The sequence below is a fragment of the Variovorax sp. F042 genome (genome assembly GCF_057814215.1).
Map to the genome: position 1 here is coordinate 63997 of NZ_JBVASX010000004.1, position 19625 is coordinate 83621.

Sequence of the window (19625 nt, forward strand, 5' to 3'; positions counted from 1 at the left end):
GCGGTGCCGCTTCGGCATGCGCGCAGGGATGAACGCGGAGGTGACCTATGCCGAGAGGAGCGAACGGCATCCTGTTCGGACAGATTGTTGTAGTGGTGAGCGTCACGACGGGTGGCCTGTGGGCGGCTACCCAGTGGACGGCGTATGCACTGGGCTATTCGCCACGGCTCGGAGATCCTCGGTCGGAACTCTGGGGCGTGCCTGTCTACGCACCCTGGAGTCTTTTCGAGTGGTGGTACTGGTTCGATGCCTATGCACCTGGCGTCTTCTTGCGAGGTGGGATGATCGCGGCGTCGAGCGGGATCTTCGCTACAGGGGCCGCCATCGGCATGGCAGTGTGGCGCTCGCGCGTGACAGGGCGCGTTACGACCTACGGGTCGGCACGCTGGGCGGAAGCTGACGAGATCGCTAAGGCCGGTCTGATGAGGCCCGCAGGTGTATTCCTCGGCAGAACATCGGACAAGCACGGCGCCTATCTGCGTCATAACGGTCCTGAACATGTGATGACCTTCGCGCCCACACGGTCCGGCAAGGGCGTCGGACTCGTGGTGCCAACGCTTCTGTCCTGGCCTGGCTCGGCCGTGATCCACGACATCAAGGGCGAGAACTGGCAGCTCACGGCGGGCTGGCGTGCGCGCTTCTCACACTGCCTCCTGTTCAACCCGACCGATGCGCGCTCCGCGGCCTACAACCCGCTGCTCGAGGTGCGCCGCGGCGCGCACGAGGTGCGTGACGTGCAGAACATCGCGGACATCCTGGTCGATCCCGAGGGCGCGCTCGAGCGGCGCAACCACTGGGAGAAGACCAGCCACGCGCTGCTGGTCGGGGCGATCCTGCATGTGCTCTACGCGGGTGAGGACAAGACGCTGCGCGGGGTCGCGAACTTCCTTTCCGATCCCGCATGCCCCTTCGAGGTCACGCTGCACCGGATGATGTTGACGCCGCACCTGGGCGATGCAGTCCATCCAGTCGTGGCCTCGGCCGCCCGCGAGGTGCTCAACAAGAGCGACAACGAGCGCTCGGGGGTGCTGTCCACGGCCATGTCCTTCCTGGGGCTGTACCGCGACCCGACTGTGGCCGAGGTCACATCGCGCTGCGACTGGCGCATCGCCGACCTGATCTCGGCGAAGCACCCGGTCTCGCTGTACCTGGTCGTTCCGCCCTCGGACATCAGCCGCACCAAGCCGCTGATCCGTTTGATCCTCAACCAGATCGGCCGGCGGCTCACCGAATCGCTCGACGGCTCCGACGGCATCGCGCGCCTCCACAAGTTATTGCTGATGCTCGACGAGTTCCCGGCGCTGGGGCGACTGGACTTTTTCGAGTCGGCGTTGGCGTTCATGGCCGGCTACGACCTGCGAGCCTTCCTGATCGCGCAGTCTCTCAATCAGGTCGACAAGGCTTATGGCCCGAATCACTCGATCATCGACAATTGCCATGTGCGCATCGCGTTCGCCACCAACGACGAGCGCACGGCCAAGCGCATCTCGGAGGCGCTGGGGACGGCCACCGAGTTGCGTGCGCAACGCAACTACGCGGGGCATCGGCTCGCGCCATGGCTGGGCCATCTGATGGTCTCGCGCCAGGAGACGGCGCGGCCGTTGCTCACGCCGGGCGAGGTGATGCAATTGCCGCCCGACGAGGCAGTGGTGATGGTCTCGGGCCATCCGCCGATCAGGGCGAAGAAGCTGCGCTACTACCAGGACCGCAACTTCATACGGCGCGTGCTGGCACCACCGGCGCTGGCGGCGGGCTCTTACGCGGATCGTCCTGCGACACGGCCCGACGATTGGAGCGGACTGGCGCCGCTGATCGCGCCCGAGTCTTTGTCGTCTGCCGATGCGGCTGGTCTCGCCGACGAGGGCGGCTACCAGCTCAAGCCCGAGCTGGAGGTCGTGCGCGACCCGTCGGTGCTACACGAGGACGACGGACTGCTGGTGCTCGATGACGAGGACGACGTGCCGCTGCGGCCGCGCGACGTGGACCGTCAGCTCTCGCGTACGGCGCGCCTCGCCGCGCTGGACCCTGACGACGGGATCACGCTATGAGCCGAGCTCGTCTCAATATCTTCATCGAGCCGGAGCACGCCAAACGCCTGGATCGGCTGGCGGTGCACAAGGGTGTCTCGAAATCGGCCGTGGTCGCCGCCGCATTGGCTTCGTTCCTGTCGCCCGATGGCGGTGACCAGCGCGAAGCGGCGATCGCCAAGCGCCTGGACCGGCTCTCGCGCCAGTTCGACCGGCTCGAGCGCGACCAGAACATCCTGATCGAGACGGTGGCGCTCTATGTCCGCTACTTCCTCACCGTCTCGATCCCGGTGCCCGAAGGGCAGCAGGAAGCCGCTCGGGCGCAAGGGCGGGCCCGCTTCGCCCAGTTCATCGAGCAACTCGGCCGGCACCTGCAGCGCGGGCGCAGCCTGGTACGCGAGGTCCACGAGGAGATCGAGCCTGAAGCGGTGCCAACGCATGCAAGGCAGGGGGAAGCAGAGGAGGCCGCCGATGGTCCAGCCGTCTGATCGTTCTTCTGAGTCATCTCCAGGCGCCGGGGACAGCGCGGTGGCCCGACGTATCCGCATGCTGCGCACGGCCATGGGGCCGGAGATAGGGGCGGCCCTCGCGGATCCCGAGGTCGTGGAAGTGCTGCTCAATCCCGATGGCTCGCTGTGGGTGGACCGGCTCGGCACAGGCCGCGCGCCGACCGGCGCGGTGCTGCCGCCGCCGGTGGCTGAACGCATCATCCGTCTCCTGGCTGCGCACGTGCGCGCCGAGGTGCATGCCGGTACACCAATCCTCTCGGCCGAGCTGCCCGAGACCGGCGAGCGTTTTCTGGGCGTGTTGCCGCCGGTGGTGCGCGCGCCCTCGTTCGCGATCCGCAAGCGGGCACTGCGCATCATGAGCCTGGCGCAGTACGTCGCCGACGGGATCCTGACCGAGGAGCAGGCCACGTTCCTGCGACAGGCCGTCCGCGAGCGCCTGAACATCGTGGTGGCCGGCGGCACCAGCACGGGCAAGACCACGCTCGCGAATGCACTGCTCGACGAAATCGCCGAGACGCGCGACCGGGTACTGATCCTCGAGGACACAGTGGAGTTGCAGTGCCGCTCCGACGACCACGTGAGCCTACGCAGCGAACCGGGCGTGACCACGATGGCCGACCTGGTGCGCGCCACCCTGCGGCTGCGGCCCGACCGCATCGTCGTCGGCGAAGTGCGCGGCGCCGAGGCGCTGGACCTGCTCAAGGCCTGGGGCACCGGCCATCCGGGCGGCATCGCCACCGTGCATGCCGGTTCCGCGCTGGGCGCGCTCACGCGGCTGGAGCAGCTGGTGCAGGAAGTCTCCGTAACCGTGCCGCGCGCCCTGATCGCCGAGGCGGTTCACGTCATTGTCTTCATCGCCGGGCGCGGCCGCGCCCGGCGGGTGCGCGAGATCGCGCGCGTCGTCGGCCACGACGGCGAGGGCTACCAGCTCGATACCTCGACGGTGCCTGGATTTCCGTTGCTCTCTTCATCTCGTCCTGCCCCTTCAACCCCGTCGTCTTCTGGAGAACCGTCATGACGATTTCACGCAGTTCCGCAAAGCCGCTGCTGTACGCGGCCGCAGCGGCAATGCTCTTGCTGGCCGTCGCGCTGCCTGCGCGTGCGGCCGGTTCCAACATGCCCTGGGAAGCACCGCTGCAGTCGATCCTCGACTCGATCCAGGGGCCGGTGGCCAAGATCGTCGCGGTGATCATCATCATCGTGACCGGCCTGACGCTGGCCTTCGGCGACACCTCGGGGGGCTTCCGCCGACTGATCCAGATCGTGTTCGGCCTGTCGATCGCGTTTGCCGCGTCCAGCTTCTTCCTGACCTTCTTCAGCTTCTCGGGCGGAGCGGTGCTGGCATGAGCGAGTCGACTGCTTTCTCGGCGGGTGTTGCGCCCGGTTTCGAGATCCCGCTGCACAGGTCGCTCACCGAGCCGATCCTGCTGGGCGGCGCGCCGCGCACCGTGGCGATCGCCAACGGCACGCTGGCCGCCGCGGTCGGGCTCGGGCTGCAGCTCTGGCTGCCCGGCGTCGCGCTCTGGATCGTCGGCCACGCGCTGGCCGTCTGGGGCGCACGCCTGGACCCGCAGTTCATGCAGGTCTTCGCGCGGCACATCAAGCAGCGGCCGCTGCTCGATGTCTGAGGCGAGCAGGGAAATGCCATGCTGAACCTCGCCGAATACCGCAAGCGCCCGGCGCTGCTGGCCGACTGGCTGCCCTGGGCCGGGCTGGTCGCCCCCGGGGTCGTGCTCAACAAGGACGGGTCGTTCCAGCGCACCGCGCGATTCCGCGGGCCGGACCTGGACAGCGCCACGCAGGGGGAACTGGTCGCCACTTCGGCGCGGCTGAACAACGCGCTGCGCCGGCTCGGCTCGGGCTGGGCGCTGTTCGTGGAAGCCGAGCGGCGCGAGGCGGCCGGCTATCCCGAGTCGTCGTTCCCCGAGGCGCTGTCCTGGCTGGTCGACGAGGAACGCCGCGCCGCGTTCAAGGAGGACGCGAGTCATTTCGAGAGCCGCTACCACCTGACCTTGTTGTACCTGCCGTCCGAGGAATCGAAGGCGCGCGCCGCGGGGCTGCTCTACGAGAACGCCGGAGGTGAGAGCAAGGATGGGAAGGGCGGATCGGGTGGGTCGAACGGGTCGAACTGGAAGGCCCGGTTGGAAGCTTTCATTGACGAGACCGAGCGCTTCCTTGGCCTGCTCGAAGGCGTGATGCCCGAGATCGATTGGCTTGACGATGCGCAGACCTTGGCCCACCTGCACGGCTGCGTGTCCACGCGCCGGCATGCGGTCGCGGTGCCCGAGGTCCCGATGCACCTCGATGCGCTGCTGGCCGACGAGCCGCTGACGGGCGGGCTCGCGCCGATGCTCGGAAGATTGCATCTTCGTGTGCTCTCGGTGCGCGGATTTCCAACCGCGACCTGGCCTGGGCTGCTCGACGACCTGAACCGCCTCGGCTTCGCCTACCGCTGGAGTACGCGTTTTCTTTGCCTGGACAAGGCCGAGGCGGAGAAGGAGCTCGTGCGCCTGCGCCGCCAGTGGTTCGCCAAGCGCAAGAACATCGTGGCGCTGCTGCGCGAGACCATCTTCCAGCAGGAGAGCGCGCTGGTCGACTCGGACGCCTCGAACAAGGCGGCCGATGCCGACGCGGCGCTGCAGGAACTCGGCAGCGACCAGGTGGCGTTCGGCTATGTGACGGCCACCGTGACCGTGCTCGATGCCGACGCCACCGTTGCCGACGAGAAGCTGCGCGCGGTGGAGCGGGCCATCCAGGGCCGGGGCTTCGTCACGATCCCCGAGACCCTCAATGCGGTCGAGGCCTGGCTGTCGTCGATCCCGGGCCATGCCTATGCGAACGTGCGTCAGCCGATCGTCTCGACCTTGAACCTCGCGCACATGATGCCGGTGTCGGCCGTGTGGGCCGGGCCCGAGCGCAATGCGCATCTCGAGGGCCCGCCGCTGATCGTCACGCGCACCGACGGCGCGACGCCGTTCCGGCTGGTCACGCACATCGGCGACGTCGGGCACACGCTGGTGGTCGGGCCGACCGGCATGGGCAAGTCGGTGCTGCTCGCCACGCTTGCGCTGCAGTTCCGCCGCTATCCCGGCTCGCGCCTCTTGGCCTTCGACATGGGGCGCTCGCTGCGCGCCACAATCCTGGGGCTGGGCGGCGAGCACTACGACCTCGGTTCGGATGGCGAGATTGCCTTCCAGCCGCTCGCGCGCATCGACCAGGACGGCTACCGCACCTGGGCGGCGGAGTGGGTGGAGGGACGGCTTCGGCAGGAGGGCCTCGAGGTCGGACCGGCCGAGCGGGAGATGGTGTGGTCGGCGCTGACCAGCCTCGCCACCGCGCCGCCCGAGCAGCGCACGATGACGGGCTTGGCGGTGCTGCTGCAGTCGAATGCCCTGCGCCAGGCGCTCGCGCCCTACGTGCTCGGTGGTGCGCACGGGCGGCTGCTGGACGCGGACCGGGACCGGCTGGGGGCGTCCTCCATCCAGTGTTTCGAGATGGAGGAGCTGATGCACAGCAAGGCGGCCGTGCTGGCCGTGCTGGGCTACCTGTTCGCGCGCTTCGACGAGCGTTTCGACGGTGCGCCGACGCTGCTGATCCTCGACGAAGCCTGGCTGTTCCTGGACGACCCGGTGTTCGCCGCTCGCATCCGCCAGTGGCTCAAGACGCTGCGCAAGAAGAACGTCTCGGTGATCTTCGCGACGCAGTCGCTCGCGGACATCCAGAACTCCAGCATCGCGCCGACGATCGTGGAGAGCTGCGCGAGCCGGATCTTCCTGCCGAACCCACAGGCGACCGAGCCGCAGATCCGCGTGATCTACGAGGGTTTCGGGCTCAACCGCCGGCAGATCGAGATCGTCGCCACGGCGCAGCCCAAGCGCGACTACTACTACCAGTCGCGCCTGGGCAACCGGGTTTTCGAGCTCGGGCTCGGGCCGGTCGCGCTGGCGTTTGCCGGCGCGGCCTCGCCCGAGGATCAGCGTGAGATCGACCGCGTGCAGGCCTCGGTCGAGGCGTCGCCGTTCGCGCGCATGCCTTCGGTCTTCGCGGCCGCCTGGCTGCGCCATTCCGGTCTCGGCTGGGCGGCCGACCTCATTGCTTCGTTTCCATCTGCATCCCCATCTCTTTCCTCAACCCCGCAGGAGCCAATGCCATGAACCTCCCGTCTTCCTTCAAGCCCCGGATCGCCGCGCTGGTCGCGGTCAGTGCGATCGCTTTCGGCGTCGCCCCGCCGGCGCATGCCATCTTCGGCGTCGGCGACACCGTGTTCGATGCGTCCAACTTCATCCAGAACATGCTGACGGCGGCCCGCGCGCTGGAGCAGATCAACAACCAGGTCGAGCAGCTGCAGAACGAGGCGCAGATGCTGCGCAACCAGGCGAGGAACCTGCAGGGCCTGGACTTCAATGCGCTGTCCGAGCTCAAGTCGACGCTGTCGGCGACCAATCAGCTGATCCAGCAGGCGCAGGGGCTCGCCTTCAACGTCTCACGCATGGAGGACGAGTTCAAGCGGCTCTATCCCGAGTCTTTTTCAGCGGCGATCTCCGGTGCGCAGATGGCCGGCGATGCGCGCCAGCGCTGGCGCAACTCGCTCGAAGCCCTGCGCACCGCGACGCAGGTGCAGTCGCAGGCGATGCAGAACTTCGCCTCAGACGAACGGGCGCTGACCGATCTCGTGAACCGCAGCCAGTCGGCCACGGGCGCCTTGCAGGCGATGCAGGCGACGAACCAGCTGCTGGCACTGCAGTCACGCCAGGCGATCCAGGCGCAGCAGCTGCAGATCACGCAGGACCGCGCCGCGGCGCTGGAACAGGCGCGGCAGGTCGCGGTGCAGGAGCGTGCGCGCGAGGTGCGCCGGCGCTTCATGGGCAGCGGCACGCCGTACACGCCCTACAGCGTGAATTTCTATGGCAGCTGAGGGGAGACGTCCATGAAGAACCTGCCTTTCATCATCCCGGCCGTTGGCGTCCTCGTGCTCGCCGGCTGCGGCAAGTCCGAGCCTTCCCGGCCCGCGATCGAGTCCGTTGAATCCCTGGTCGCGAATCCCGAACGGCTGAAGGATCTGCGCGCGCAGTGCAAGGCCGACCATGCCGGCATGGGCGACGCGCAGTGCCATGCGGTGGCCGAGGCCACGCGCCAGCGATTCATGAGCGGGGCGCAGTCGCCGTACGCGAACGACCCGGTCCCGCCACGGGCGGCACCGGCTTCGCCGCCGGCCAGCTCGGACGCCAAGGACTGACGCGATGAAAGATGTCGCGGTCATCGATCGCTTTCTCGACGTTTTCTCGCGCTACATCGACTCGGGGTTCGGGCTACTGCACGGCGAGGTGGCGTTCCTGACGGCCACGCTGGTCGTGATCGACATGACGCTGGCCGGGCTGTTCTGGGCCATGAGCCAGGCGACGGGGCAGGGCGACGACGTGATCGCGCGGCTGATCCGCAAGGTGCTCTATGTGGGGGCGTTCGCTTTCATCATCGGCCACTTCAACCAGCTGGCCGGGGTCCTGTTCCGGTCGTTCGCGGGGCTCGGCTTGGTGGCGTCGGGCTCCGGCCTGACGCAGGCGCAGTTCCTGCAGCCCGGCCGGCTTGCGCAGGTCGGCATCGAGGCGGGCCGGCCGATCATGGAACAGATCAGCGAGATGACGGGCTTCCCCGAGACTTTCGCCCACCTGGACACCATCGCGGTGCTGTTCCTGGCCTGGCTGGTGCTGATCGTGAGCTTCTTCGTGCTCGCGGTGCAGCTCTTCGTCACCCTGATCGAGTTCAAGCTGACGACGCTGGCGGGCTTCGTGCTCGTGCCCTTCGCACTGTGGAACAAGACCGCGTTCCTGGCCGAGAAGGTGCTGGGCAACGTGGTGTCCTCGGGCATCAAGGTGCTGGTGCTGGCCGTGATCGTGGGGATCGGGACCGGCCTCTTCGCGGAGTTCCGCACGCCGCCCGGGGCCGAGCCATCCATCGACCATGCGCTGACCGTCATGCTGGCGGCGCTTGCGATGCTGGGCCTGGGGATCTTCGGGCCGGGGATCGCGACGGGGATGGTGTCGGGCGCGCCGCAGCTCGGGGCGGGCGCGGCGGCGGGCACGGCCCTTGGTGCGGCGGGCCTGGCCGTTGCCGGCGGCGCGGCCGTGGCAAGCGCGGGTTCCGCCGTGGCCGCGGGGACGCGCATGGCGCCCGGCGCAGCGCGTGCAGCCATCGGCGGCGGCGCTGCGGCCGCGCGCTCGGCCAGCGGCCTGGCGAGCGGTGCGAAGTCGGCCTATCAGGACGGCGCCGCGGCATCCGGCGGCGGTGGTGGTGGTGTGCGCGCGGCCGGTGCCGGCCTCGCCCATCTCGCGAAAACCGGTGCCGGCGCTGTCGGCCAGCGCGTCGTGTCCGGCGCCAAGGCGGTCAAGGACCGCGTGGCGAGCTTCGTGGCCGATGCCGCTGAGCCTGCCGCCACGGCCAGTGTTGCATCCACCGGTGCGGCCGAGGCCGGCGCACCGTCCCCCGAGCCCGCATGGGCCAAGCAGATGCGCCACAAGCAGCAGCTGAGCCATGCGGCCTCGACGACGGCGCATGTCCTGCGCTCGGGCGACCACGGCGGCAGCGGCACCGGGCCGAGCCTGCGCGACGAGTCCAACGCCTGATCCGGCTTCTTGAGGAGAACCATCCATGCGATTCAAGCGACCCCAGGTGCGGTACTCGGACACGCCCGAGCCCGTCACCCCGTATCAAGCTGCGGCGCAGGTCTGGGACCGGCGCATCGGCAGCGCGCGCGTGCAGGCGAGGAACTGGCGCCTGATGGCCTTCGGCTGTCTCTCGCTGGCGTTGCTGATGGCCGGCGGACTGGTCTGGCGCTCGGCGCAATCCATCGTGACGCCTTATGTCGTCGAGGTGGACAGCGCCGGCCAGGTGCGCGCAGTCGGCGACGCGGCCACGCCCTACAAGCCCAGCGACGCGCAGATCGCGCACCACCTGGCGCGCTTCATCACAGACGTGCGCTCGCTGTCGATCGACCCGATCGTGGTGCGGCAGAACTGGCTCGAGGCCTACGAGTACACGACAGACCGCGGCGCCGCGACGCTGAACGATTACGCGCGTGCCAACGATCCGTTCTCGCGCATCGGGGAGAGCTCGGTGGCGGTGCAGATCAACAGCGTGGTGCGCGCGAGCGATTCGTCGTTCCAGGTGCGCTGGACCGAGCGGCGCTACGTCAACGGCGAAGCGGCCGGGCTGGAGCGCTGGACCGCGGTGCTCGCGATCGTGCTGCAGGCACCGCGCACCGAGGAGCGGCTGCGCAGGAACCCGCTGGGCATCTACATCAACGGCTTGTCCTGGAGCCGCGAACTCGATGCGACGGACACAGTGAAAGGAACCAAGCCATGAAGACGGATTTCCGTAGAGGCGTATCTGCGCCGATCCTGCTGAGCGTAGTGGCGGTCGCCGCGGGCTGTGCCACGCAGGGCAAGCTGCCGCCGGCGATCCCGCTGGACGAGCCGGTGGCCGCCGCCGCGCAGCCGGTGTCGGAACCGGCCCCGCCCGTCGAGGTGGTGGAGGTACCAAAGCTTCTTCCGCTGCCTGGGCAGATGAAGGCACTGCCGAGCGCGCAGGAAGCCAAGTCGCCGCCTGAGCCCCTCGACGAGAAAGTACGGGTCTCGCGTGCCAATGAGGAGGCCCGCGTCGCACCGACGCGCGAGGGCTACGTCAATGCGATCCAGGTCTGGCCGTATGCCGACGGCGCGCTGTATCAGGTCTACACCAGCCCGGGCCGCGTCACGGTGATCGCGCTGCAGGCGGGCGAGGAGCTGGTGGCGGTCTCGGCCGGCGATACGGTGCGCTGGATCGTGGGCGACACGGTCAGCGGCAGCGGTGCGAACCAGCGGGTCCACGTGCTCGTGAAGCCCACGCGCGTGGGGCTGAAGACGAACCTGGTCATCACGACGAACCGGCGCACCTATCTGCTGGAGCTGTCCTCGACGCCGCGGGCCTGGATGGCGTCGGTGTCCTGGGAGTATCCGAAGGACCGAATGCTGGCGCTGCAGAAACAGGCGCGGGAGGCGCAGGCCGCGGCGCCTGTAGATTCGGGCCTGTCGGTGGAACAGATCCGGTTCCGCTACGCGATCAGCGGCGATGCGCCGTCCTGGAAGCCGCTGCGCGCCTTCGACGACGGGCAGAAGGTCTACATCCAGTTCCCGGGCGGCATCGCGCAGGGCGAGCTGCCGCCGCTGTTCGTGATCGGGCCGCAGGGCGACGGGCAGCTCGTGAACTACCGCTTCCGCTCGCCGTACTACGTGGTGGACCGCCTCTTCGGCGCGGCGGAGCTGCGGCTGGGCGGCTTCCAGGGCGGCAAGGCCGAGGTCGTGCGCATCGAGCGCACGGATGGTGGTGCCTCGGGGGCGCGGAGCGATGGGTCATGAGTCCGGAGGAAATCCAGCCACCGCCATCGGCCCAGGTCGCGTCCAAGGTCGCGCCGGAGACCGTGGCCCTGCGCGCGCAGCCCCGGTCGGTCGTGCGGCTCAACCGTCGCATGCTGGCGGTCGGCGCCGGCACCCTGGCCGCGGCCGTGTTCGGCGGCACGATGTGGTCGCTGCAGTCGCAGAAACGCGAGCGCAACCCGGCGGCCGAGCTGTACAACGTGGACCGCGTGGCGAGGGCGGATGGCTTGGACCAACTCCCCAAGGACTATGCCGGGATGCAGCCCGCATCGAAGCCGGTGCCACCGGTGCTGGGGCCGCCATTGCCGGGAGACCTCGGGTCGGCCATGGCGAAGGCACAGCAGCCGATGGAAATGCGTGCGGCGGGCAATGGTGTCGACCCAGCCCAGGCCGAACGGCTGGCGGCCGAGGAAGCGGCGCGATCCCCGGTGTTCTTCCGGCGCAGCGGCGACGGTGCCGCTGCGAAGCGCGGGGCTGTTGCCGAGAACGCCATGTCCGCGACTGCTACCGATGCGCCTGGACTGACGCCGGGCCAGCAGCCGTTCAATCCCTTGGGCGTGATGAACCCTGCCGTGGATTCGCCGGGCGACCCCGTGGCGGCGCAGAACCGCCAGGACCGCAAGGAAGCGTTTCTTGCGAAGGCCGGTGACACGGCCACGCGCAATCCCGGCAGCCTGCAGCTGTCGACTTCACCGTACCAGGTCATGGCGGGAACCATCATCCCGGCGGCGCTGGTGACGGGCATCAACTCCGATCTGCCGGGGCAGGTGATCGCCACCGTGACCGGGTCGGTCTACGACACGGCCACGGGGCGTCATCTGCTGATCCCGCAGGGCTCGCGGCTGATCGGGCGCTACGACAGTCAAGTGGCCTTCGGGCAGCGCCGCGTGCTGCTGGTGTGGACGCGGTTGATCCTGCCGGACACATCGTCGGTGACGTTGGATCGGTTGCCGGGGATCGACTCAGCCGGCTACGCCGGGCTGGAGGACGGCGTCGACTGGCACTGGGACCGCATCCTGGCCGGCGCGGCGCTGTCGACGCTGCTCGGTATAGGGGCAGAGCTGGCGGCACCGCAGAACCAGACGGATCAGGACGGCAATCGCCTCGTGATCGCCGTGCGCGAGGGGGCGCAGGATACGGTGAACGAGGTGGGGCAGGAGATCACGAAGCGCAACGCGAGCATTCAGCCGACGCTGACGATCCGGCCGGGGTTTCCGGTGCGGGTGATGGTGAGCAAGGACCTCATCCTGCGGCCGTACCAGCCGTTGTTCTTCAAGCGCGGGAGTTTGCAATGAGCAAGGGTGCGAGTCGTTTGAGTTTGGGCGCGCTGCCACGAGTGGAGAGCGTGAAGCTGACAATCGTAGTGCCGGTAGAACTCAAGGCGCAGCTCGAGGCCTATGCCGAGGTGTACAGCCGCTTGCATGGGCCGGCCGATGCGGTGGCGCTGGTTCCGCACATGCTCGCCGCGTTCATTGCGCGGGATCGAGGGTTTAAGGCCTTGTCCCGCAGCAGTGAGCCTCGACGCCGTGCCTCGATAGAGCGTCAGCTTCCCCCCGCCGGAGCAGAAGCAGCCTGAGCTGAATACGAAGGATCACTGGTGTGGAAACGGCCGTAACTCTGTTTTGACAACCGGTATTCAGCATTGAAGCTGCCCTATGGAGCGCATTCCTAGCTGGATACGGCATTTGAGACAGCTCGGCTCTACGGCTTGCGGTGCGATGGCTCATGCTGCAACATTAAATGCAGAGCATCGTCTGGTTGAACCGCTACTGTGCCCTTACCGATGAGCTATGGGAGCAGGTCGAAACAGACACGAACGCGATCGTGCACCGGATCGCAGACGGCAGATTGAAAGTGCTGCGGGCGTCGCTCTAGGCTCTTGAGAAGCTGGTGTTGTGGGCCTACTAGGTGGAACGCACGCACCCATGCAAGCTTCGGCCAGGACGGAGGACGTCTTGGGGAGCGAACGCGACTAACGCTCGCTTTCGAGAGATGCGTACTTCTACAATGGGCGTGTTCGATACCCTGCGCTTTGAACCTGCGGTTCCGAGAAGGGCGGTAGTGACCGCCTTACCGCAAATCCCTTATCCGCAATCGGGCGATATGCTCTCTTCGACGGTAGCTCCGGGAGTCAACGGAGACGGTAAGTTGCTGGTTCATCTCATGCATTGGGATCAAGGAAGTCTGATCCGCGCGACTGGCTGTTGTTCATGCCGAAGGGTTTGCCGCGTGTTGGTGGCTGGCCTGTCGTGTTCGCCGGGTCAGCCGCCCAGCCACCTTGCAGGACCTGTCACCAGCCATGGAAAGAACACCAGCACGAACATCACGATGAACTCCGCGAGCATGAAGGGAAGCACGCCTTTCGTGACTTCGTCCAGCTTCATCCGGCCGACTCCAGCCACCACGTTCAGCACCGTACCCACCGGCGGCGTGATCAGGCCAATGGCGTTGTTCATGATGAAGAGAACACCGAAGTAGATCGGGTCGATGCCCGCGGCCTTGATGACCGGCATCAGCACGGGCGTGAGAATGAGCACGGTCGGGATCATGTCCATTGCCGTTCCGACCATCATGACCAGCACCATGATGGCGATCAGCAGCAGTGTCTGATTGTTCATGAAGGGCTTCAGCAGATCCACCATCTGCCCCGGGATATCGGCGACGGTGATGAGCCAGGCAGAGACCATTGCGGCTGCGGTCAAGAACATGATCACCGCCGTCGTTTTGGCGGCACTCACGAACACACCATACAGCTGCTTCAGCGAAAGTTCACGGTACACCAGCGTAGACACCAGCAGCGCATACACGGCGGCAACTACCGCCGCCTCCGTCGGCGTGAAGACACCGAACTTCAAGCCCACGATGACGATGACCGGCAGCACCAGAGCCCAGGTGGACTCCTTCAGCGCTTGAATGCGCTCCGGCCAAGATGCCTTAGGGGGCGGAACAATGTCTTCTTTGTTGGCCACCAGGTACCACGTGACGGCGATGCTCAATCCCATCAGCAGCCCCGGCACGATGCCGGCCAAGAACAGCTTGGAGATCGATAGGTTGGCCGCAACGCCGAAGATCACAAAGCCGATGGATGGCGGAATGATGGGGGCAATGATGCCGGCGGATGCAATGAGCCCGCCTGCGCGCCCCTTGTCATGACCTGCCCGTACCATCATCGGCAACAAAAGCGCAGCCAGCGCCGCCGTGTCTGCCACGGCCGAGCCCGACAGCGCTGCCATGATGCACGCTGCCACAATGGCCACGTAGCCAAGGCCGCCGCGTCGGTGACCGACGAGTTGGAGCGCCAGGTTGACGATGCGCCGTGAAAGACCTCCCACGTTCATGATCTCGCCAGCAAGCATGAAGAACGGCACTGCCAGCAGCGGGAACGAGTCGGCGCCATTGATGACGTTCTGGGCGAGGATCTGAGCATCGAAGATGTCCAGGTGCCACATGAGGGCCACGCCAGAGAGCAGCAAGGCATAGGCGATCGGTACGCCCAGCGCCATCACGCCCAGCAGCGATCCGATGAAGATGAATATCGTCATGTCGTATGTCTCCGCGCGCTCAACGCTTGCTGGAGGTCTGGTTCTGACCGAAGTGCAATGCTTCAACCTGTGCCATGTCTTCGCTTTCCTGGCTCATGCTCAGATCAGCTTCAGTGGCGGAGCCTGAAACGATCAGCCAGAGCTGCACAAGCAGCAGGAGCGCACTGCAGCCGGCGAAAACCAGACCGGAACCGTAGAAGATCGCCATCGAGGCACCCGAGACAGGCGCCAATACCTCGCGATTGATGACGACCTGGGTCCAACTGCCGGAGAACAGCAGCCAGGTGACATAGAGCATCGTCGCGTGGGCCACAACCGCGAGCATCTTCTTTCCCCCCAGCGGCAGGCGCGAAACCAGCATGTCGGTCCCCAGGTGTCCATGCTCCTTCAGGGCCACTACTGCGCCGAGGAAAACCATCCAGACGAACAGCCACCTCGAAACTTCTTCGCTCAAGGCAATGCCCGAGTTCAGCGCGTATCGAAGGACCACATTGCCGAACACCAGAATCACCATCAGTGCAAGCAAGATGACCAACACTGCTTCAAGTAGGCGGCAAAAGCTGTCGATGAGTCTGTTCACGATGGGTCTCCAGTCGATCACTTGCGCATCTTGGCCAGTTCGGCATGGGCTTCCTTGACCAGCGCTTCGCCCACGACACCGGCGTACTTGTCGACGACGGGTTTGGCTTTCTCGCGCAGCCTGGCGCGTTCGGCCGGCGGCACGTCGTTAACGGTCATGCCGTTCTTGGCAAGTGCTGCCAACGCCTGGGAGGTGTACTCCGGAATCTTCATTCGCTGGAACTCCTTCGCCTCCATCGCGGCCTGGATGATCAGCGCCTTCTCGTCGGCGTTGAACCGATCCCAGCTCTTTCCGCTGACGAGCAGAACGATGTAGTTGTACATGTGCGCTGTCAAAGACATGTACTTCTGCACTTCGTACGCTTTCATGCTCGACGCGATCAGCGCGGTGTTGGTCATGCCGTCGATGGCCTTCTGCTCCATCGCGTTGTAAACCTCCGTGAACGACATGGCCACGGGATTGGCGCCCAGTGCGCCCATCAGGTCGACGTACACAGGGCTTTGAATCACGCGCAGCTTCAGCCCTTGGACGTCATCCGCCTTGTTGATGGGCCGCTTGCTGTTGTGGAGATGCCGGAACCCGAAGGCCGAGATCGGCATGCCGACCAAGCCCTTGGTGGCGAGCTTGTCGAACATCTGCTTGCCCACAGGCCCATCGATAAGGGCGGAAGCTTCCTTGTCGCTGTCGAGCAGAAACGGAAAATCGAGAAGTCCGAATTCCTTGACGACGCCGACGAGCGCATTGGTACCCATCACGGTCATGTCGATGGTGCCGCCCTGCAAGGAGGAGATCATCTGGACGTCGCCTCCGAGTGTGCCGTTGGGGAACACCTTGATCTCGATCTTGCCGCCGCTCTTTTGCTTCACGAGTTCGACGAACTTGTCGACACCGTTGAGGGCGCCCGTGTCAGCGGCCGTGACAAATGCAAGCTTGACCTTGTGATCCCTGATCTGCGCTTGCGCATGGCCTGTTGCAAGGGCCAGGCTGCATGCAAGTGCGGCTGCGATCCCTCGGAGGATCGACCGCGTTGAAATCGGTTGTGTACGAATGACCATCATTGTCTCCGGTGCGTTGAGTGCTTGGATTGATTTATGGATGCGGTACGGCCTGCCCACGCGGTGCGCAGGCATACGCTTGGAGGAAATCCGTCGTGTGCCTGGCAGCCGACTTGGCTCGCTCCAGCGTCGAGAAACCGGCTTCAGTTGCTACGGGTGTCTCGATGACCAACTGAAGGCCGGCCGGGAGCAGATCGAGTATTTGTTGCAGCGGTATCGCGCCTTCGCCAAGGTGCAGCCGCGAGGTGCGCGCTTCGGCCGCCAGCTTCTCCGGTGGCAAAGGCGCTGCAACGCAGTCGGACAACTGTGCGTAGGCGATTCTTTCCGCCGGTATCTGAAGCAGATCGGATGGCGCTGCACCGGCGCGGAAGAAGTGCAGGACATCGAGGATCAGGCCGGCATTCGCGCGCCCCGCCGCCTCGATCATCGCCAAGGCATCTCGCCAGGACTGAATGTCGCGATACATCATGAATTCGACGCCGACAGTGAGCCCAAACCGGGCAGCCTCGTCGCACAGGCGTCCGAACAGGTCGATGCGCTGTTCTCTCGACAAGTAGGTCGCGTTGTCGGCGAACTCCGTGCCGATCGACGAGATGTGCGTTGCGCCGAATTCGGCCCCGAGCTCCAGAGTAGGCCTGAAACGCTCGATGTCGGTTTGCGGGGACAGGACGAAGGCCTCCACGTCGAAGACGCCGACGCCCGTGTCCTTGGAAGCGGCCTTGATCTCCCGGATCGCGTCGGGCCGGCCGATGACTTCATGCTGCAGCGGCTGTGCGGTGGCGGTCATGAGCAGCAAGCCGACCTTGCCGAAGCCCGCTCCGGCTGCCGCGCGAATCAGTTCGGTTTGAGTGGTGCGGCCTACCGTGAGGTTGGCCAGGGACACGTGGTTGAGTTGGGTTTCTTTGATCATGGCTGATAGGGGCTTTGGGACGACGGCGCGAGCCGGGCTCGCTCGGAGTGGCACCTGTGCTGTCAATAGGTTGCTCGTCCACCCGTGAGATCGAAGGTGAAGCCGGTCGTGAAGCTGCAATCCGCGCTCGCGATCCACGCAACCATCGCCGCGAGTTCGTCGATCTCCATGAGTCGGCGCATCGGAATCTTCGCCTTTATCGATGCGATGAACTCGGGCGTCATCTGCTTGAGCAGGTCGGTCTTGGCCATCGTCGGCGCCACGCAATTGACCAGCACACCGGATTGCGCGAGTTCCTTCGAAATTGATTTCGTGTAGGCAATCACGCCACCCTTGGCTGCGGCATAGGCGCTTCCGTTTGGATTACCCTCTTTGCCCGCGACCGATGCGACATTGACGATGCGGCCGTAGCCGTTCGCGATCAAGTGCGGTATTGCCGTGCGACAGCAGTTGAAGACCCCGGTCAGGTCGATATCGAGCACGCGCTGCCACTGGTCGACGGGGTACTCCCAGGTCGGGGCGATGGGGCCGTTGATGCCCGCGTTATTGATCAGGATGTCGATGCGCCCGGCCGCCAGAAGGGCTTCGTTGAAGGCCTTCGCCACGGACGGCAGATCGGCCACATTGACCTGCTGCATCAACAAGGGTTCGAAGCCGGCCTGGGATGTGGTGAAGTTCTTGAAATCCAGATCCCACAGAATGATCCTGCGTCCTTCCGAGGCCAATCGCTTGGCGATGCCGAGCCCGAGTCCGCGGGCGCCACCGGTGACGATGGCGGTCTGAACTGGATGATGTGTCGTGGTCACTAGCTGTTCCTGATGCTGTGTTGCGAAAATTCGAAGCCCGCTGCGTGGCGGCCCGCGATGTATCCGAAGGTCATGGCCGGGCCGAGATTGATGCCGCCGGATGGGTAGTGGCCGCCCATCACGCTGGCCATGTCCGTCCCCACGGCGTACAGGCCGGCGATCGGCCGGTCGCTTCGGTCGAGCACCTGGGCCGCGCCATTCGTCTTGAGGCCGGCGAAGGTTCCGAAACTGCCGGGCAGCACTTTCACGGCATAAAAGGGTCCTCGCTCGATCGGTGCCACGCACGGGTTCGGCCCCGCGTTTCGCGGGTCCCCCTGCTTGCGGTTGTAGGGCGTGGAGCCACGGCCGAACTCCGGGTCCTCGCCGCGTCGCGCGTGCTTGTTGTAGAGCCCGACCGTTTCGGTCAGGCCCGCGGCGTCGATGCCGCAGAGCTTGGCAAGGTCTTCGAGCGTGTCGGCTCGCTGGAGATAGCCGCTGCGAATGGAAGGTCCTACGGGAATCGGAAACGGCCGTGCATGGCCGAGGCCATAGCGTCTCTGGAAGCGGTGATCGCAGATCAGCCACGACGCCACTTCCTGACCTTCAGGCACCTTCGCAACCATGGCCGCGGTGTAGTCGTAGTAGCCGTCGGCTTCATTCACGAACCGTTTGCCGTCCGACAGCACGCCAATCAGCCCAGGCTTGGCCCGGTCGATGATGTGCGGGAAGTGCCCGACGCTGCCATCGCCGTGTCGAACCCGCGAGACCGGCGCCCATGCCACAGGTGACGCGAGATCCGTCACCAGGCAACCGCCTGCCGATTCGCCGAGGGTGATGCCGTCACCAGCGCATGCGGTGGGTGGCAGCGCGAGATGCTCTTCGCCAGTCGATGTGCGAGGGAACAGCGCCTTGCGGCGGTTCGCGTCATGGGGGAATCCGCCTGCCGCGAGGACCACGCCTTTGGTCGCGCGAATTTCGATATCGCCTCGTGCCGAGGCCACGATGGCACCGCGCACTGCGCGGTTCTCCACGATCAAGCGCTTTGCGGGCGTGGACTCGATGAGTGTCACGCCCAGTTTCTCGGCGGACTTTGCCAGCCGGCCGATGAGTGCGACGCCATTGACCAATTGCATCGCACGTCCATACAGCGCCAGGTCTACCAGGTGCCGGATGAAGCGCCTGCTCACGTGGAGCAGCGACTTCAGCGAACGTGTCACGTTCAGGAAGGCCGCGAGGTCGGCGCCCGCCATGATCGGCATGCCCATGAACGAGGTTTCGCGCAGCGTCCTGCGCAGGCGCTTCACCAACGCACCGAGTTCGCGGCCGTCGTAGGGCGCGGCAATCACTTGGTGGCCTTGTGTGCCGGCGCCTGCGACCTTGCCGTGGATGTCGGGAATTCCGTTCCCATCGACGAACTGCAGGGCGGTTTGTTCCTCGAAAAAGGCGACCATGCGCGGGCAGTTGTCCAGGAACGCATCGATCCGCGCGGCGTCATATCGCGCGCCCAGTTCATTCTGAAGATAGGTTCGCGGCTGCTGTGGGTCTTCATGGATCCCTGCGCGCTTGGCGAGTGGATTGCCAGGAACCCACATCCAGCCGCCCGACCAGGCTGTGGCACCGCCGAAGACGGCTTCCTTTTCCACCACCACCACCTTGAGGCCATGCCACGCGGCCGTCACGGCCGCCGCCAGGCCCGAGGCACCGGAGCCGACCACGAGCAAGTCGCACTGCAGCGACTCGACATCGCTGCGCGTCTCGCTTGCCAAGGGCTCTGACATCCGCATCTCCTGTTCTTGCAACGACCCACCG

General features: G+C 66.0%; 20 protein-coding genes. 14 read left to right on the forward strand and 6 right to left on the reverse strand.

The window, feature by feature from the left end; genetic code table 11:
* Positions 1–47: 47 nt before the first annotated feature.
* The 14 genes from ACZYSP_RS15575 (at position 48) to ACZYSP_RS15640 (ending at position 12819) form a co-directional block, all read left to right on the forward strand.
* On the forward strand, positions 48–2048 hold the full coding sequence (locus tag ACZYSP_RS15575) for a conjugal transfer protein TraG (protein ID WP_489015124.1): 2001 nt from the start codon (positions 48–50) through the stop codon (positions 2046–2048).
* Positions 2045–2515, forward strand: a complete 471-nt coding sequence (locus ACZYSP_RS15580; RefSeq protein WP_489015126.1) for a CopG family transcriptional regulator — start codon at positions 2045–2047, stop codon at positions 2513–2515. Before ACZYSP_RS15575 ends, ACZYSP_RS15580 begins: the two co-directional genes overlap by 4 nt.
* On the forward strand, positions 2499–3554 hold the full coding sequence (gene trbB, locus ACZYSP_RS15585; protein WP_489015128.1) for a P-type conjugative transfer ATPase TrbB: 1056 nt from the start codon (positions 2499–2501) through the stop codon (positions 3552–3554). Before ACZYSP_RS15580 ends, trbB begins: the two co-directional genes overlap by 17 nt.
* Positions 3551–3883: a TrbC/VirB2 family type IV secretion system protein gene (locus tag ACZYSP_RS15590; RefSeq protein WP_489015130.1), complete on the forward strand. Its 333-nt coding sequence runs from the start codon at positions 3551–3553 to the stop codon at positions 3881–3883. Before trbB ends, ACZYSP_RS15590 begins: the two co-directional genes overlap by 4 nt.
* Entirely contained in the window at positions 3880–4164 is a 285-nt protein-coding gene (locus ACZYSP_RS15595; RefSeq protein WP_489015132.1) for a VirB3 family type IV secretion system protein, read from the forward strand. Before ACZYSP_RS15590 ends, ACZYSP_RS15595 begins: the two co-directional genes overlap by 4 nt.
* 18 nt (positions 4165–4182) lie before the next feature.
* On the forward strand, positions 4183–6690 hold the full coding sequence (trbE, locus tag ACZYSP_RS15600) for a conjugal transfer protein TrbE (RefSeq protein ID WP_489015134.1): 2508 nt from the start codon (positions 4183–4185) through the stop codon (positions 6688–6690).
* Positions 6687–7451, forward strand: a complete 765-nt coding sequence (trbJ, locus tag ACZYSP_RS15605) for a P-type conjugative transfer protein TrbJ (RefSeq protein WP_489015136.1) — start codon at positions 6687–6689, stop codon at positions 7449–7451. Before trbE ends, trbJ begins: the two co-directional genes overlap by 4 nt.
* Positions 7452–7463: 12 nt before the next feature.
* A complete protein-coding gene (locus ACZYSP_RS15610) occupies positions 7464–7772 on the forward strand; it encodes an EexN family lipoprotein (protein WP_489015138.1) in 309 nt (102 codons plus the stop codon).
* Between the two features lie 4 nt (positions 7773–7776).
* Entirely contained in the window at positions 7777–9156 is a 1380-nt protein-coding gene (gene trbL, locus ACZYSP_RS15615; protein WP_489015140.1) for a P-type conjugative transfer protein TrbL, read from the forward strand.
* 25 nt (positions 9157–9181) lie between these two features.
* The gene (gene trbF, locus ACZYSP_RS15620) at positions 9182–9895 is read left to right on the forward strand and encodes a conjugal transfer protein TrbF (protein WP_489015142.1); all 714 of its coding nucleotides are present in this window, start codon (positions 9182–9184) and stop codon (positions 9893–9895) included.
* Positions 9892–10926 (forward strand): P-type conjugative transfer protein TrbG, encoded by a 1035-nt coding sequence (gene trbG / locus ACZYSP_RS15625; protein ID WP_489015144.1) that lies wholly within the window; start codon positions 9892–9894, stop codon positions 10924–10926. The genes trbF and trbG overlap by 4 nt, the downstream gene beginning before the upstream one ends.
* Complete coding sequence (locus ACZYSP_RS15630; RefSeq protein WP_489015146.1) at positions 10923–12239, forward strand: TraB/TrbI/VirB10 family type IV secretion system protein; 1317 nt, start codon at positions 10923–10925, stop codon at positions 12237–12239. Before trbG ends, ACZYSP_RS15630 begins: the two co-directional genes overlap by 4 nt.
* Positions 12236–12520 (forward strand): DUF2274 domain-containing protein, encoded by a 285-nt coding sequence (locus ACZYSP_RS15635; protein ID WP_489015148.1) that lies wholly within the window; start codon positions 12236–12238, stop codon positions 12518–12520. The genes ACZYSP_RS15630 and ACZYSP_RS15635 overlap by 4 nt, the downstream gene beginning before the upstream one ends.
* Positions 12521–12684: 164 nt before the next feature.
* On the forward strand, positions 12685–12819 hold the full coding sequence (locus ACZYSP_RS15640; RefSeq protein ID WP_489015150.1) for a hypothetical protein: 135 nt from the start codon (positions 12685–12687) through the stop codon (positions 12817–12819).
* 386 nt (positions 12820–13205) lie between these two features.
* On the opposite strand, the gene ACZYSP_RS15645 is transcribed toward ACZYSP_RS15640, so the two are convergent.
* The 6 genes from ACZYSP_RS15645 to ACZYSP_RS15670 all read right to left on the reverse strand — a co-directional run bounded on the left by ACZYSP_RS15645 (position 13206) and on the right by ACZYSP_RS15670 (position 19615).
* Positions 13206–14486, reverse strand: a complete 1281-nt coding sequence (locus ACZYSP_RS15645; RefSeq protein WP_489015152.1) for a TRAP transporter large permease subunit — start codon at positions 14484–14486, stop codon at positions 13206–13208.
* 19 nt (positions 14487–14505) lie between these two features.
* Positions 14506–15066, reverse strand: coding sequence for a TRAP transporter small permease (locus tag ACZYSP_RS15650; protein ID WP_489015154.1), 561 nt, complete (start codon positions 15064–15066; stop codon positions 14506–14508).
* A 17-nt stretch (positions 15067–15083) separates the two neighbouring features.
* The gene (locus ACZYSP_RS15655) at positions 15084–16121 is read right to left on the reverse strand and encodes a DctP family TRAP transporter solute-binding subunit (protein WP_489015156.1); all 1038 of its coding nucleotides are present in this window, start codon (positions 16119–16121) and stop codon (positions 15084–15086) included.
* Between the two features lie 34 nt (positions 16122–16155).
* Entirely contained in the window at positions 16156–17031 is an 876-nt protein-coding gene (locus ACZYSP_RS15660) for a sugar phosphate isomerase/epimerase family protein (RefSeq protein ID WP_489015158.1), read from the reverse strand.
* A gap of 62 nt (positions 17032–17093) precedes the next feature.
* Entirely contained in the window at positions 17094–17837 is a 744-nt protein-coding gene (locus ACZYSP_RS15665) for an SDR family NAD(P)-dependent oxidoreductase (RefSeq protein ID WP_489015160.1), read from the reverse strand.
* Complete coding sequence (locus ACZYSP_RS15670) at positions 17837–19615, reverse strand: FAD-dependent oxidoreductase (protein ID WP_489015162.1); 1779 nt, start codon at positions 19613–19615, stop codon at positions 17837–17839. Before ACZYSP_RS15670 ends, ACZYSP_RS15665 begins: the two co-directional genes overlap by 1 nt.
* Between the last annotated feature and the right edge of the window lie 10 nt (positions 19616–19625).

Excerpts from the sequence above, each read along its gene's own strand:
- ACZYSP_RS15575 (WP_489015124.1), top strand. The coding sequence starts at position 48 with ATGCCGAGAGGAGCGAACGGCATCCTGTTCGGACAGATTGTTGTAGTG.
- ACZYSP_RS15580 (WP_489015126.1), top strand. The coding sequence starts at position 2,045 with ATGAGCCGAGCTCGTCTCAATATCTTCATCGAGCCGGAGCACGCCAAA.
- trbB (WP_489015128.1), top strand. The coding sequence starts at position 2,499 with ATGGTCCAGCCGTCTGATCGTTCTTCTGAGTCATCTCCAGGCGCCGGG.
- ACZYSP_RS15590 (WP_489015130.1), top strand. The coding sequence starts at position 3,551 with ATGACGATTTCACGCAGTTCCGCAAAGCCGCTGCTGTACGCGGCCGCA.
- ACZYSP_RS15595 (WP_489015132.1), top strand. The coding sequence starts at position 3,880 with ATGAGCGAGTCGACTGCTTTCTCGGCGGGTGTTGCGCCCGGTTTCGAG.
- trbE (WP_489015134.1), top strand. The coding sequence starts at position 4,183 with ATGCTGAACCTCGCCGAATACCGCAAGCGCCCGGCGCTGCTGGCCGAC.
- trbJ (WP_489015136.1), top strand. The coding sequence starts at position 6,687 with ATGAACCTCCCGTCTTCCTTCAAGCCCCGGATCGCCGCGCTGGTCGCG.
- ACZYSP_RS15610 (WP_489015138.1), top strand. The coding sequence starts at position 7,464 with ATGAAGAACCTGCCTTTCATCATCCCGGCCGTTGGCGTCCTCGTGCTC.
- trbL (WP_489015140.1), top strand. The coding sequence starts at position 7,777 with ATGAAAGATGTCGCGGTCATCGATCGCTTTCTCGACGTTTTCTCGCGC.
- trbF (WP_489015142.1), top strand. The coding sequence starts at position 9,182 with ATGCGATTCAAGCGACCCCAGGTGCGGTACTCGGACACGCCCGAGCCC.
- trbG (WP_489015144.1), top strand. The coding sequence starts at position 9,892 with ATGAAGACGGATTTCCGTAGAGGCGTATCTGCGCCGATCCTGCTGAGC.
- ACZYSP_RS15630 (WP_489015146.1), top strand. The coding sequence starts at position 10,923 with ATGAGTCCGGAGGAAATCCAGCCACCGCCATCGGCCCAGGTCGCGTCC.
- ACZYSP_RS15635 (WP_489015148.1), top strand. The coding sequence starts at position 12,236 with ATGAGCAAGGGTGCGAGTCGTTTGAGTTTGGGCGCGCTGCCACGAGTG.
- ACZYSP_RS15640 (WP_489015150.1), top strand. The coding sequence starts at position 12,685 with ATGCAGAGCATCGTCTGGTTGAACCGCTACTGTGCCCTTACCGATGAG.
- ACZYSP_RS15645 (WP_489015152.1), bottom strand. The coding sequence starts at position 14,486 with ATGACGATATTCATCTTCATCGGATCGCTGCTGGGCGTGATGGCGCTG.
- ACZYSP_RS15655 (WP_489015156.1), bottom strand. The coding sequence starts at position 16,121 with ATGGTCATTCGTACACAACCGATTTCAACGCGGTCGATCCTCCGAGGG.
- ACZYSP_RS15660 (WP_489015158.1), bottom strand. The coding sequence starts at position 17,031 with ATGATCAAAGAAACCCAACTCAACCACGTGTCCCTGGCCAACCTCACG.